Below are 13,994 nucleotides of genomic sequence, written 5' to 3' on the forward strand. Positions count from 1 at the left end.
TGCCTTATGAGCGCCGTGGTGTCGCCGTCGTCGCAGCCCGAGCGCGCGGCATCCGCCCCGCCTGCGAGGCCGGGGCGCACGCGCCTCAACCCCAAGTACCTGCCGCTGGCCGCGACCATCTCGCTGTTCGTGGCGATGGCGACCCTGGGCTCGGTCTTCTACGACGGCTTCTTCTCGCCGCAGGTGTTCCTGAACCTGCTGATCGACAACGCATTCATCTGCATCGTCGCGGTCGGCATGACCTTCGTGATCCTGTCGGGCGGCATCGACCTGTCGGTCGGCTCGGTGATCGCGTTGACCACCATGGTCTCGGCCTCGCTGGTCGAGAAGCACGGCTGGAGCCCGGCGATCGTGATTCCGCTGGTGCTGGTGATGGGGACCCTCTTCGGTGCCTTCATGGGCGTGCTGATCGAGCGCTTCCGGCTGCAGCCCTTCATCGTCACGCTGGCCGGCATGTTCCTGGCGCGCGGCCTCTGCTACCTGATCAGCATCGACTCGATCAGCATCACCAACGAGTTCTACGCCAAGGTCTCGCAGTGGCGCTTGCCGGTGTGGGGCGACGCGTCGATCTCGCTGTCGGCCTTGATCGCGCTGGCGATGGTGGCACTGGCGGTGTTCGTCGCCCACTTCACGCCCTTCGGCCGCGCGGTGTATGCGATCGGCGGCAGCGAGTCCTCGGCGCTGCTGATGGGCCTGCCGGTGCGCTCCACGGTGGTCGGGGTCTACACGCTGTCGGGCTTCTGCTCGGCGCTCGGCGGCGTGGTGTTCACCTTCTACATGCTGTCGGGCTACGGCCTGCATGCCGTCGGGCTGGAACTCGACGCCATCGCCGCGGTGGTGATCGGCGGCACCCTGCTCACGGGCGGTGTCGGCTACGTCGTGGGCACGCTCTTCGGCGTGCTCATGCTGGGCATCATCCAGACCCTGATTTCCTTCGACGGCACGCTGAGCTCATGGTGGACCCGCATCGTGGTCGGCGTGCTGCTGTTCGTCTTCTGCCTGCTGCAGCGCCTGTTCACGGCGCGCGGCACCGCTTTGCACTGAGGCCAACGCATGCCCGACATCCCGAAGAAGAAGTTGCGTTCCACCGAATGGTTCGGCCCGGCCGACAAGAACGGCTTCATGTACCGCAGCTGGATGAAGAACCAGGGCATCCCGGACCACGAGTTCGATGGCCGGCCGATCGTCGGCATCTGCAATACCTGGTCGGAGCTGACGCCGTGCAATGCCCACTTCCGCAAGATCGCCGAGCACGTGAAGCGCGGCATCTCGGAGGCGGGCGGCTTCCCGGTCGAGTTCCCGGTGTTCTCGAACGGCGAATCGAATCTTCGGCCGACCGCGATGCTCACGCGCAACCTTGCGAGCATGGATGTCGAGGAGGCGATCCGCGGCAACCCGATCGACGCCGTGGTGCTGCTCGCCGGCTGCGACAAGACCACGCCGGCACTGCTGATGGGTGCCGCGAGCTGCGACATCCCGGCCATCGTGGTGAGCGGCGGTCCGATGCTCAACGGCAAGCTCGAAGGCCGCGACATCGGCTCCGGAACCGCCGTCTGGCAACTGCACGAATCGATGAAGGCGGGCCAGATCGACCTGCATCAGTTCCTGTCGGCCGAGGCCGGCATGTCGCGCTCGGCCGGAACCTGCAACACCATGGGCACGGCCTCGACCATGGCCTGCATGGCCGAGGCGCTGGGCACCTCGCTGCCGCACAACGCGGCGATCCCGGCGGTCGATGCGCGCCGCTATGTGCTGGCGCAGATGTCGGGCCTGCGCGCGGTCGAGATGGCGCGCGAGGGACTGACGCTGTCGAAGGTCCTGACGCGCGAGGCCTTCGAGAACGCGATCCGCGTCAACGCCGCGATCGGCGGTTCGACCAACGCGGTGATCCACCTGAAGGCGATCGCGGGCCGCATCGGCGTGCCGCTGGCGCTCGAGGACTGGACCCGCATCGGCCGCGGCACTCCGACCCTGGTCGACCTGATGCCGTCGGGGCGCTTCCTGATGGAGGAGTTCTACTACGCGGGCGGCCTGCCTGCCGTGCTGCGCCGCCTGGGCGAGAACGGATTGCTGCCGCACCCGGGCGCGCTGACCGTCAACGGCCGCTCGCTGTGGGACAACGTGCGCGAGGCGCCGAGCTTCGACGACGAGGTGATCCGTCGGCTCGACCAGCCGCTGGTGGCCGATGGCGGCATGTGCATCCTGCGCGGCAACCTGGCGCCGCGCGGCGCGGTGCTCAAGCCCTCGGCCGCATCGCCCGAGCTGCTGAAGCACCGCGGCCGCGCCGTGGTGTTCGAGAACCTCGAGCACTACAAGGAGCGCATCGTCGACGAGTCGCTCGAGATCGATGCGGGCTCGGTGATGGTCATGAAGAACTGCGGGCCGAAGGGCTACCCGGGCATGGCCGAGGTCGGCAACATGGGCCTGCCGCCGAAGCTGCTGCGGCAGGGCGTCAAGGACATGGTGCGGATCTCCGATGCCCGCATGAGCGGCACCGCCTACGGCACGGTGGTGCTGCATGTCGCGCCCGAAGCGGCCGATGGCGGCCCGCTCGCGGCGGTGCAGGACGGCGACTGGATCGAGCTCGACTGCGAAGCCGGCCGGCTGCATCTCGACATCGGAGACGACGAACTGGCCGAGCGCCTGCAAGCCATCGCACGGCGCGCCGTGCCGGCGAACGGCGGCGGCTACCAGCGGCTGTATGTCGATCATGTGCTGCAGGCCGACGAGGGCTGCGACTTCGACTTTCTGGTCGGCTGCCGCGGCGCCGCCGTGCCCCGGCACTCCCATTGAAGACCTTGCGGGACAGACCAAGAAACTGCGCAGCGGTTTTTGCTCTGTCCTCGACCTGCTGAGACCTTGCGGGACAGACCAAGAAACTGCGCAGCGGTTTTTGCTCTGTCCTCAACTGACTAGAAGGACCCGCACCATGACGCATTCGAAACCCCGCTACCAGGGCATCTTCCCGGTCGTTCCCAYGACCTTCACCGAGAGCGGCGAACTCGACCTCGCGAGCCAGAAGCGCTGCGTCGATTTCATGATCGACGCCGGCTCCGACGGCCTGTGCATCCTGGCCAACTTCTCCGAGCAGTTCCTGCTGGCCGACGACGAGCGCGAACTGCTCACGCGCACGATCCTCGAGCACGTCGCGGGCCGCGTGCCGGTCATCGTCACCACCACGCACTTCAGCACCCGGGTGTGCGCCGAGCGCAGCCGCCGGGCGCAGGACATGGGCGCGGCGATGCTGATGGTGATGCCGCCCTACCACGGCGCCACCTTCCGCGTGCCCGAGCCGCAGATCTTCGAGTTCTATGCCCGGCTGTCCGACGCCGTGCGCATCCCGGTCATGATCCAGGACGCCCCGGCCGCCGGCACGCCGCTGTCGCCGGCCTTCCTGGCGCGCATGGCGAGGGAGATCGAGCAGGTGTGCTACTTCAAGATCGAGACCGCGGGCGCGGCATCGAAGCTGCGCGAGCTGATCCGCCTCGGCGGCGACGCCGTCGAAGGTCCCTGGGACGGCGAGGAGGCGATCACGCTGCTGCCCGACCTGGATGCCGGCGCCACCGGATCGATGACCGGCGGCGGCTACCCCGACGGCATCCGGCCGATCATCATCGACCACCTCGCCGGCCGCCGCGAGCAGGCGTTCGAGCGCTACCGGCAGTGGCTGCCGCTGATCAACTACGAGAACCGGCAGGCCGGCCTGCTGGCCTGCAAGGCGCTCATGAAGGAGGGCGGCGTGATCGACTGCGAGGCGCCGCGCCATCCCTGGCCGTCGATGCACCCGGAGACCCGCGCCGGTCTGATCGAGATCGCGCGCGGCCTCGATCCGCTGGTGTTGCGCTGGGGGCGCTGAGCTTTCGGTTCAGGCCTTCCAGAACGGACGCAGCTCGGCCACCTTGGCGAGCGCCTTGCAGCACTGCGTGGCGCTGGCCGGTTGGTTCGCCGCCAGCCAGCCGACGGCGAACCAGGCGGCGCCGTCGGTCGCGGCCTGCGCGCGGTAGGCGGCCATCGCCATCGCGGCGTCGTTGTGTGCGCCCAGCGCGTCCTGCGCCGGCCCCAGGTGCGCCAGGAAACGCTCGGCCGCGCGCCGGCCGAACAGCGGCGCCACGAACTCGCCCAGATAGCGCAGCCGCTTGAGGCGCTTGCGGACGCGATGCTGCTGCGTCGGCTCGAGGCTTTCGAATCGCTTGCCATCGCGCAGCACTTGCCGATGCAGCGTCGAGAGCCGGGCCCGCATCGCCTTGCGGGCCGCGCTGGACGGTTGCTCGGGCCCGGCCCCGGTGCCGCCATCGGGCAGCGCCGCGGCGATCAGGTGCATCAGCACCGCCTGGAAGGCGGCTGCACGCACCACGGTCTCTGCGGACTGGATGTCGTCTGCGGCCCGGTCGACGGCGAAAGGCGGCGCACCGTGGGCCAGGAGTTGCGGCTGCACGCTGCGCAGCACGTAGTCGCGGTCGCGCTGCTGGCCCAGCGCAACGAAGGCCTCGGCCAGCGCCGGCTCCCACGCCGGGTCGAACGCCGGCGCAAAGGCGGCCAATTCGCGCAGGGCAGTGCGAAGGCGCCGGATGCCGACACGCAGCTGATGAACGTGCTCGGGATCGGGACTGCCTGCCGCGACCTCGCTGGCGTTCGGAAGGATCTGTGCCAGGCAGCTGTCGAGCACCGCGCGAAAGACCTGGGCGCCACTGGCACCGGCCTTCAGCCGGGGCGCCGCAGCCTTGATCGGCGGGCCGTGCACCACGCCGCGCGCCAGCCGCTCGCCGCGCTCCGATTTCGACACGGTGTCGAGCCAGAGTCCGTAGCGGGCGCGCCAGCGGCCGGCGAGCTCGAGCAGCGACGAAGGACTGCCGTGCTTGAGCTCGATCTCGAGTTCGCGCAGCGGCTGCGTGCGCTCACCGGCGCGCACGGTACCGACATCGAAGGCGAGTTCGACCAGCGCATCGCCGCTGCGCATCTCGCGCGTGATGCGCCAGACGTCGGTGCCGTAGAGCGGCACCAGCTCGGCCCCGGCCGGGTCGTGGCCGGCCCGGCGCAAGGCCTCGGCGATCCGTTCGCCGACCGGCGTTCCTTCGTGCCGCCCGACGTCGGGCAGCGGGACCTCCCTGGCCTGCGCGGGCGGCAGCTCGACGTTGTGCTCGAGGCGCTCGACGAGGCTGCGCCCGGGTGCCTTGGCGGTCTGCACCCAGGCGCCGTTTTCCTTGCGGACCCGCAGCACGATGTGCAGCGCAGCCAAGGCGCCGTCCGCCGTGTCGTAATAGCGCGCCCGCAGCCGCGCACGGTGCGAGCGCCCGCGCCCGACCGCCGCTTCCACCGCCGCCTGGTGCGCGGAATCGACCTGGAACTTGAGCTCGAATTCGATCACTGGGCCACTCGATGACCCGAACGCGACGGGCCCCGGTTTCACTCCTTCAGTTCGCTGACTTGCAGCGACAGATCGTACAGTTTCGACTTGCTGGCGTAGTAGCGGTCGAGCCGCCATTCCTTCAGGATGTCCATCGCCAGCTGGAAGCTCTTGTAGTCGAGTTCGTAGAGCGTGACCAGCTCGAAACTGGCCTCGGATTCGAGTGCCAGGACCAGCTGGGCCAGGATCTTGGCGGACGCGTGGGTCGGGTCCGTCTCGATGAGTCGGCGGGCGACCTTGATGGCGTTCATGGGGGAAGCTCCCTTGTTAGTACATTCCCCTGACTATAGCCAGCGCCTCCATGCCATTTGTGACAGTCGGATGACAGGCCGGGGCTTTCCCGGCCGTCCCGCACGGTTCAGCGGACCGGTGTCTCGGCCTGCCGAATCACGCCGCCGCCCAGCACGCTGCCGGTGACGGTGGTCGAAGCGCCCCCCACGACCCTGGCTTCGCAGGCTTCGCGGTCGCTGGCCGGCTGGCGGTCGCAGCGCGCCAGCGCATTCTGCTGCAGGGTGGCGGCATCCGGCGCCGGGAAGGCGCCACGGCGCGCCATCTCGGCCGCTGCGCCGCGTTCGCGCAGGCAGGCATTCTGGTCCTGCATCACGCCATCGCAGGGCAGGGAGCCGGGGGACAGGCCGGCCGCGAAAGCCGCCGAGGCGCCCAACAGGCTGCCGGCGGCCAGCAGGGCGGCGGAACAGGAACGCAAAACGTCTTTCATCGGTCACTCCTTGAGTCTTGGCGGCGCGCCATCGCGCCGGTCCGACCGTGTCAACGGGCGGTCGGGCTTCAAGCAGTGTGAGAGAGGTCGGCGCCGCGCGCGAGCCGTCGCAGGCTCGCATTCTTGTCGGACGAGGCCGCGCGCTCGCCCCGGTCAGCCGGCGGCGATCCGCTTGGCCAGGTGGGCCAGCGCTTCGTCGACCTGGTCGACCAGGATCAGCGACAGGTCGCCGGGCTGCAGCCGCGCCAGCGCGCTGTCGATGGCGATGAACTCGCCGCGGATCTCGTCGATGAAGCTGGTGCGGCCGGCGCCCTGGAGCCCCTGCCGCAGCAAGGCCATGACTTCGCCGTCGGCGCGGCCGCGCTGCGCCGCGTCCTGGTAGAGGATGACGTCGTCGAAGGCCTCGCCGAGGATGGCGGTCTGGTCGCGGATGTCGCAGTCCCGGCGGTCGCCGGCGCCGCTGATCACGACCGAGCGCTTCCTGGCCGGCATGGTGTCGACCGCGGCGACCAGCGCGCGCATGGCGTCGGTGTTGTGGCCGTAGTCGGCGATCACGGTGGCACCGCGGTAGTCCATCACGTTGAACCGGCCCGGCACGCCGGCGGCGTCGTTCTTGAAGCTCGCGAGGCCGCTGCGGATGCTGTCCCAGTCGAGGCCCACGGCCCAGGCCGCGGCCACCGAGGCCATCACGTTGTCGACCTGGAAGCCGATGCTGCCGTTGCGCGTGATCTGCACGTCGCGCAGCGGGATGCGCTCGCGCCAGGAGCCTTCGGCCGCCACCAGCGCGTCCTGGTCGACATAGACCGTGCGCTTGCCCTGGGCGCGGTGCGTGGCCATCACCGGGTGGGTGCGGTCGGCGGAGAAGAAGATCACGCTGCCGGGGCAGGTGCCCGCCATCGCGGCGACGTTGGGGTCGGCCGCGTTCAGCACTGCGTAGCCGCCGGGCGCCACGTTGCGCACGATCACGCGCTTGAGCACCGCGAGGTCTTCGACGGTGGTGATGTAGTTGAGGCCGAGGTGGTCGCCGCTGCCGATGTTGGTCACCACCGCCACCTGGCAGCGGTCGAAGCCGAGGCCTTCGCGCAAGATTCCGCCGCGCGCCACTTCGAACACGGCCGCATCGACGTCGGGGTGCAGCAGCACGTTGCGCGCGCTCTTCGGACCGCTGCAGTCGCCGCTGTCGGTCTGGCGGCCATCGACGTAGACGCCATCGGTGTTGGTCATCCCGGTGCGCAGGCCGCTGCCGGCCAGCAGGTGGTTGATGAGCCGGGCGGTGGTGGTCTTGCCGTTGGTGCCGGTGACCGCCACCACGGGAATCCGGCCGTCGTCGCCGTGCGCGAACAGGGTGTCCATCACCGCCTCGCCGACCGCGCGGCCGCGGCCGAAGGAGGGCGAGATGTGCATCCGCAGGCCCGGCGCGGCATTGACCTCGACCACGCCGCCGTGCTGCTCCTCGAGCGGGCGCAGCACGTTCTCGCAGACCATGTCGACGCCGCAGATGTGCAGGCCGACCATCTGGGCCGCATCGATCGCGCGCGCCGCGACTTCGGGGTGCACCGTGTCGGTGACGTCGGTGGCGGTGCCGCCGGTCGACAGGTTGGCGTTGTTGCGCAGCACCACGCGCTGGCCGAGCGTCGGCACGTTGTCGGGCCCGAGGCCCTGCGACTCGAGGCGGCCGATGGCGATGTCGTCGAGCCGGATCTTGGTCAGCGAGGTGGCGTGGCCCTCGCCGCGGCGCGGGTCCTGGTTGACCCCGTCGACCAGCTGGCGGATCGATTTCACGCCATCGCCGATCACCTGCGGCGGATCGCGGCGGGCGGCGGCCACCAGCCGGTCGCCGACCACCAGCAGGCGGAAGTCGAAGCCGGGCAGGAACTTCTCGACCATCACCTCGCCGTAAGCCGCGGCCGAGTCGTAGGCGGCCAGCAGCTGCTCGCGGCTGGTGATGTTGACCGTGACGCCCTTGCCCTGGTTGCCGTCCTGCGGCTTGACCACCACCGGCAGGCCGACCTCCTGGGCCGCGGCCCAACCGTCCTGGGCATCGCTCACCGGGCGGCCCAGCGGCACCGGCACGCCGGCGGCGTTGAGCAACTGCTTGGTGAGTTCCTTGTCCTGCGCGATGGCCTCGGCCACGCCGCTGGTGCTGTCGACTTCGGCGGCCTGGATGCGGCGCTGCTTGGAGCCCCAGCCGAACTGCACCAGGCTGCCGCGGGTCAGGCGGCGGAACGGGATGCCGCGCGCCACCGCCGCGTCGACGATCGAGCCGGTGCTCGGGCCCAGGCGCTCGGATTCGTCGAGATCCCGCAGTTCGGTGATCGCCGCATGGGCGTCGAATTCGGTGCCGCCGTGGGCGGCGTCGATCAGCCCCTTGGCCAGCTCGAGCGCGCGCCGTCCGACAGCTTCCTCGCTGTACTGGAAGGCCACCTGGAAGACGCCTTCCTCGAGGGTCCGCGAGGTGTGGCCGAAGTTCACCGGGCAGCCGGCCTGTGCCTGCAGGGCGATGGCGGCGTTCTCGAGCACATGCGCCAGTGCCAGTGGCTGGCCCAGCACGATCGGGTGCAGCTCGCCGATGGTCGGGAACAGCGCGCGCAGGCGGTTCTCGAAGCCCGGCAGGCGCTCGATCGCGGATTCGTCGGGCGTGCACGAGACGATCGCCTCGATGCAGGTGTGGCGGTTCCACAAGTTGGGCCCGCGCAGGGCGCGGATTCGAGTGACTTCCATGGTGTTCAGGCGCCGGTGGACCCGCGGTCCAGCCGGTCAGGCAAATTGTGGTTCGGGTGAAACGAGGGTCTGYGACAGCTGCAGCGAGGCCAGCGCCGCCTGCAGGTCGGCTTCGAAGGCTTCGACGCCGGCCCCGATCAGGTTCAGCGGAATGCCCAGCGCCCAGCCGGTGGCGACCGCGGCGAGCAGGCTCTCGAGGCCGACCCCCGCATGGGTGGCGCGCCAGATGGTCAGCCGGCCGAGGCCGGGCAGGAAGGATTCGCTGCTGCCGGTGGCCAGCACCACGCGGTCCTGGCGCACCAGCACCGTCTTGCCGCCGGCGTCGCGGTGCTTGGCCAGCGCCTCGGCCTGCGGGTCGGCGGCGTAGAGGATCACGTCGCCGTCGCACAGCGGCGCCAGGCCGGCCACGCGCGGGTCGCCGCCGTTCAGCACGGCGGTGCCTTCGGACAGCACGACGTCGACCTGGGTGCGCAGCACCTTGACCATCTGGTCGCTCTCGGTGATGTCGAATTCGCCCAGTGCCTCGGCGCCTTCGAGGTCGGTCACGATGCCGACTTCGCAGCGGTCGTAGGCCAGGCCGTCGCGCAGGATGGTCTCGGCGCCGTTCTCGATCACCACCGCCTGAACCGCGCGGTTCACGAGCAGCCGGTGGCCGGCTTCCCAGTGGGCGCTGTCGCGGGCATCGACCCGCCGCCGTTCGAGGAACAGGCCGTCGCGGCAGGCCAGCCCGGTGTGGCGGCCGCCGAGGCCGATCAGCCAGGCCACCAGGCGCGACAGCACGGCGGTGTCCCGCGAGCCGGCGACGCCGACCACGGGGATGCGGCCGGGCGCGTCGTCCGGGAACAGGTGGTCGCAGATCGCGCGGCCCACCGGCCGCGGCGAGCCAACGGCCGGTTTCAGGTGCATCAGCAGGCCGGGGCCGGCGTTGACCTCGACGATCGCGCCGCCCTGGGCCGACAGCGGGCGCGAGATGTCCTCGGCCACCAGATCGACGCCGGCGATGTCCAGGCCGACCACGCGGGCGGCCAGCACGGCCGCGTGGGCGACCTCCGGATGCACCTGGTCGGTGCAGTCGATCGCCATGTTGCCGTTGCGCTGGATCGTCACCACGCGGCCGGCGGCGGGCACGGCCGCGGCGTCCAGGTCCTGGCGCTTGAGCTCGAGCTGCAGCTTGGCATCGGAGTCGACCACGATCAAGTCGAGCGGATATTCTTCCTCGGCACCGCGGCGGGGGTCGCTGTTGAGCTGGCTGTCGATCAACTGGGCCACGGTCGACTCGCCGTCGCCGGTGACCGTGATGATCTCGCCGCGGGCAGCGGCCACCACCTGGCCGCCCACCACCAGCAGGCGGTGCTCGTGACCGCGGATGAAGCGCTCGACCATCACGTCGCTGCCTTCGGGCTCGGCGACCGCGAAGGCGGCCATGACTTCGTCGCGGGTGTGGAGTTCGAGCGACACGCCGCGCCCATGGTTGGCGTCCGAGGGCTTGACCGCCACCGGCAGGCCGATGTCCTCGGCGGCTTCCCAGGCTTCCTCGGCATTGGCGACCACCTGGCCTTCGGGCACCGGCACGCCGCAGCTGGCGAGCAGCGACTTGGTGAGTTCCTTGTCGCTGGCGATCGATTCGCCGATGGCGCTGGTGTAGTCGGTCTCGGCGGTCCAGATGCGCTGCTGGTTGGCGCCGTAGCCGAGCTGGACCAGGTTGCCGCTGTTGAGCCGCAGGTGCGGAATGCCGCGGTCGGTGGCGGCGCCCACGATGCAGGCGGTGCTCGGGCCGAGGTAGCAGTCCTCGACCTTGGCCTTGACCGCGTCGACCGCGCGCTGCACGTCGGCGGTGCCGAAGGGGTCGTTGTTGATCGCGGCCATCAGCAGGCGGTGGCCCTCGGCCAGCGCGACGCGGGCGACCTGCTCGTCACGGGCGCGGAAGACCATGCGGTAGACGCCATGCTGCGAAGTGCTGCGGGTCTGGCCGAAGCCGGTCGGCATGCCGGCCAGGTTGAGCAGCTCGATCACCACGTGCTCCATCACATGGCCGGCCCAGGTGCCTTCGGTCAGGCGCTGGATGAAGCCGCCGCGCTCGCCGACGCCGCAGTGGTGCTCGATCAGCGCCGGCAGCAGGGTGGTCAGGCGGTCCGTGAAGCCCGGAATCATGTTCGACGGATGGTCCTCCAGGGCGCCGAGGTCGAGCCAGACCTCCAGCACGGGCCGGTAGGTCCAGAGGTTCGGTCCGCGCAAATAGTTGATGCGCAGCAGTTGGATGTCGTCGAAACGGGTCATGAAAACGTTCGATGTGCTTTGGCCGAGCACGGATGCGCCCTCAAGCGCGCCCATGGCCATCGGTCAGAATCGGCGCGCGAGGAGCGCCATGAAGGGTCCGTCGGCGGGCCAGAGATACAGAAACACAATGCAACATCACGATCCAGTCGGAACCCCGGGGGGCGAAGGGGAAGCCGCTTCAGACGCTCTGAAAAGACGGCTCTCAGTCGCGGAAAACGTTCTGGCGACCCTCCCGGTTGACCTTGACGAGGACTTTCGATTCAGGTCCGGGCTGCTGGCCCTGACCGACCAGCGCCTGCTGGCGCGGGAACCGGACGGCCAATGGACCGAATGGCGGATTCCGGCGCCGGGCCTGGAAATGCAGCTCAGCGACCATGCCGGCATCGGCACGCTCGACCTGCTGGGCGCCGAGGGCCGGCTCGGGCGCTGGCGTTTCACGCTGGCCCAGCAGCCGGCGGCCTTGCGGCTGCAGAAGCTGTTCGATCTGCAGGCCGAGGCTGTCGCGCAGGCGACAGCCTCCGGCGCCGAACCCGATGACGCCCCCTTCGTCGAGCCCGAACTGCAGACTCCGCCGTCGACCTGGGTGCTGCTGCGCCTGGGCCGTTTCGCCAAGCCCTATCGCAAGCAGCTGATCGCCGGGTTTCTACTGACGCTGGCATCGACCGCCGCGACCCTGGTGCCGCCCTACCTGACCATCCCGCTGATGGACGACATCCTGATCCCGTTCCAGAACGGGCAGCAGATTGCGGTCGCCAAGGTCGTCATGTTCCTCGGCGCGCTGCTGGCCGCGGCGCTGGTCGGCTGGGCGCTGGGCTGGGCCCGCACCTACCTGCTGGCGCTGGTCTCGGAGCGCATCGGCGCCGACCTGCGCACCACCACTTACGAGCACTTGCTGACCTTGCCGCTCGATTACTTCGGCGGCAAGCGCACCGGCGACCTGATGGCGCGCATCGGTTCCGAGACCGACCGCATCAACGTCTTCCTGTCGCTGCATGCGCTCGACTTCCTGACCGACGTGCTGATGATCGCCATGACCGCGGTGATCCTGTTCTCGATCAATCCGCTGCTGGCGGTGGTCACGCTGGTGCCGCTGCCCTTCATCGCCTGGATGATCCACGTGGTGCGCGATCGGCTGCGCACCGGCTTCGAGAAGATCGACCGGGTCTGGAGCGAGGTCACCAACGTGCTGGCCGACACCATTCCCGGGATCCGGGTGGTGAAGGCCTTCGCGCAGGAGCAGCGCGAGGCGAAGCGCTTCCACGCCGCCAACGCCTACAACCTGCAGGTCAACGACAAGCTCAACAAGACCTGGTCGCTGTTCACGCCCAGCGTGTCGCTGCTGACCGAGATCGGCTTGCTGGTGGTCTGGGGCTTCGGCATCTGGCAGGTGGCGCGCGGGCGCATCACGGTCGGCGTGCTGACCGCCTTCATCGCCTACATCGGGCGCTTCTACACGCGGCTCGACTCGATGAGCCGGATCGTCTCGGTGACGCAGAAGGCGGCCGCCGGGGCCAAGCGGATCTTCGACATCCTCGACCACGTGAGCAACGTGCCCGAGCCGGCCAACCCGGTGAAGGTGGAGCGCGTGCAGGGGCGCATCGAGATGGCGGATGTCGGCTTCCGCTACGGCAGCCGGGCCGTGATCCGCGACCTCGACCTGGTGATCGAGCCGGGCGAGATGATCGGCCTCGTGGGCCACAGCGGCTCCGGCAAGAGCACGCTGGTGAACCTGATCTGCCGCTTCTACGACGTCACCGACGGCGCCATCAAGGTCGACGGCTGCGACATCCGCCGCTTCGCGGTGGCCGACTACCGGCGCCACGTCGGGCTGGTGCTGCAGGAGCCCTTCCTGTTCTTCGGCACCATCGCGCAGAACATCGCCTACGGCAAGCCCGATGCCACGCGCGAGGAGATCGTCGCCGCGGCGCGCGCGGCGCACGCGCACGACTTCATCCTGCGGCTCGCGCACGGCTACGACTCGCTGGTCGGCGAGCGCGGCCAGGGGCTGTCGGGCGGCGAGCGGCAGCGCATCAGCATCGCGCGCGCGCTGCTGATCGATCCGCGCATCCTGATCCTCGACGAGGCCACCTCGGCGGTCGACACCGAGACCGAGAAGGAGATCCAGAAGGCGCTCGACAACCTGGTGCAGGGACGCACCACGATCGCCATCGCGCACCGGCTGTCGACCCTGCGCAAGGCCGACCGGCTGGTCGTGATGGATCGCGGCGAGATCGTCGAGGTCGGGCCGCACGACGCGCTGATGGAGAAGCAGGGTGCCTACTGGCGGCTCTACCAGGCCCAGTTGCGGCAGACCGACGACGAGAGTGCGGGCGCGCTGGCCGAACGCGCCTCGGTGGCCTTGGTGCTGGGCAGCCATGCCGCACATCCGGCGGGGAATGCATGATGGGATTTCGACTCGAACGCGATGCCTTCGGGCGGCTGGTGCTGATCGACGGCGAAGGCACGCGCCACGTCGGCGTGCTGCCGGTGCGCGCCTTTCCGCTCAGCGCACCCGACGACGGCCTGTCGCTGGTCGGCAGCGACGGGCGCGAACTGGTTTGGGTCGACCGTGTCGACGCCCTGCCGGAATCCGCGCGTGCGCTGCTGGCGCAAGAACTCGCGGCACGCGACTTCGCGCCGACGCTCTTGAAGCTGCACAAGGTGTCGAGCTTCGGCGTGCCGAGCACGTGGAGTATCGCCACCGACCGCGGCGAGACCCACTTCGTGCTGAAGGCCGAGGAGGACATCCGCCGGCTCGACGGCGGTGCGCTGCTGATCGCCAGCGCGCATGGGGTGCAGTTCCGCATTCCGGACGTGAAGGCGCTGGACCGCGGCTCGCGCAAGCTGCTGGAGCGCTTCCTGTGAAGCGCAACG

The 13,994-nt window shown here is 69.7% G+C and carries 10 protein-coding genes; 5 read left to right on the top strand and 5 right to left on the bottom strand.

All coding sequences use genetic code 11. The annotated features are described in order from the left end of the window. Nucleotides 1-6: 6 nt before the first annotated feature. From yjfF to AC1D2E_RS08410, 3 genes are all read left to right on the top strand, one after another. Nucleotides 7-1,044 carry a galactofuranose ABC transporter, permease protein YjfF gene (yjfF, locus tag AC1D2E_RS08400; protein ID WP_478196966.1) on the top strand — a complete coding sequence of 346 codons (1,038 nt, stop codon included), beginning with the start codon at nt 7-9 and terminating at the stop codon, nt 1,042-1,044. Between the two features lie 9 nt (nt 1,045-1,053). After that, nucleotides 1,054-2,793 carry an IlvD/Edd family dehydratase gene (locus AC1D2E_RS08405; RefSeq protein ID WP_478196967.1) on the top strand — a complete coding sequence of 580 codons (1,740 nt, stop codon included), beginning with the start codon at nt 1,054-1,056 and terminating at the stop codon, nt 2,791-2,793. Nucleotides 2,794-2,929: 136 nt separating this feature from the next. Next, nucleotides 2,930-3,856 (top strand): dihydrodipicolinate synthase family protein, encoded by a 927-nt coding sequence (locus AC1D2E_RS08410; RefSeq protein ID WP_478196968.1) that lies wholly within the window; start codon nt 2,930-2,932, stop codon nt 3,854-3,856. 9 nt (nt 3,857-3,865) lie between these two features. Here the strand turns inward: AC1D2E_RS08410 and AC1D2E_RS08415 are convergent, their stop codons facing one another. The 5 genes from AC1D2E_RS08415 to AC1D2E_RS08435 all read right to left on the bottom strand — a co-directional run bounded on the left by AC1D2E_RS08415 (nt 3,866) and on the right by AC1D2E_RS08435 (nt 11,120). Next, nucleotides 3,866-5,365 (bottom strand): CYTH and CHAD domain-containing protein, encoded by a 1,500-nt coding sequence (locus AC1D2E_RS08415; protein ID WP_478196969.1) that lies wholly within the window; start codon nt 5,363-5,365, stop codon nt 3,866-3,868. A gap of 38 nt (nt 5,366-5,403) precedes the next feature. Next, nucleotides 5,404-5,655 carry a hypothetical protein gene (locus AC1D2E_RS08420; RefSeq protein ID WP_478174476.1) on the bottom strand — a complete coding sequence of 84 codons (252 nt, stop codon included), beginning with the start codon at nt 5,653-5,655 and terminating at the stop codon, nt 5,404-5,406. A gap of 107 nt (nt 5,656-5,762) precedes the next feature. Next, complete coding sequence (locus AC1D2E_RS08425) at nt 5,763-6,122, bottom strand: hypothetical protein (RefSeq protein ID WP_478196970.1); 360 nt, start codon at nt 6,120-6,122, stop codon at nt 5,763-5,765. A 153-nt stretch (nt 6,123-6,275) separates the two neighbouring features. Beyond that, nucleotides 6,276-8,843: a cyanophycin synthetase gene (gene cphA, locus AC1D2E_RS08430; RefSeq protein WP_478196971.1), complete on the bottom strand. Its 2,568-nt coding sequence runs from the start codon at nt 8,841-8,843 to the stop codon at nt 6,276-6,278. A gap of 36 nt (nt 8,844-8,879) precedes the next feature. Beyond that, complete coding sequence (locus AC1D2E_RS08435) at nt 8,880-11,120, bottom strand: cyanophycin synthetase (RefSeq protein WP_478196972.1); 2,241 nt, start codon at nt 11,118-11,120, stop codon at nt 8,880-8,882. A 127-nt stretch (nt 11,121-11,247) separates the two neighbouring features. On the opposite strand from AC1D2E_RS08435, the gene AC1D2E_RS08440 reads away from it, so the two are divergent. Both AC1D2E_RS08440 and AC1D2E_RS08445 read left to right on the top strand, forming a co-directional pair. Continuing rightward, on the top strand, nt 11,248-13,524 hold the full coding sequence (locus AC1D2E_RS08440) for a cyanophycin metabolism-associated ABC transporter (protein ID WP_478196973.1): 2,277 nt from the start codon (nt 11,248-11,250) through the stop codon (nt 13,522-13,524). Beyond that, nucleotides 13,524-13,985 carry a cyanophycin metabolism-associated DUF1854 family protein gene (locus AC1D2E_RS08445; protein ID WP_478196974.1) on the top strand — a complete coding sequence of 154 codons (462 nt, stop codon included), beginning with the start codon at nt 13,524-13,526 and terminating at the stop codon, nt 13,983-13,985. Before AC1D2E_RS08440 ends, AC1D2E_RS08445 begins: the two co-directional genes overlap by 1 nt. The last annotated feature ends 9 nt before the right edge of the window (nt 13,986-13,994 follow it).

This window comes from Variovorax sp. P1_H2 (genome assembly GCF_056405295.1).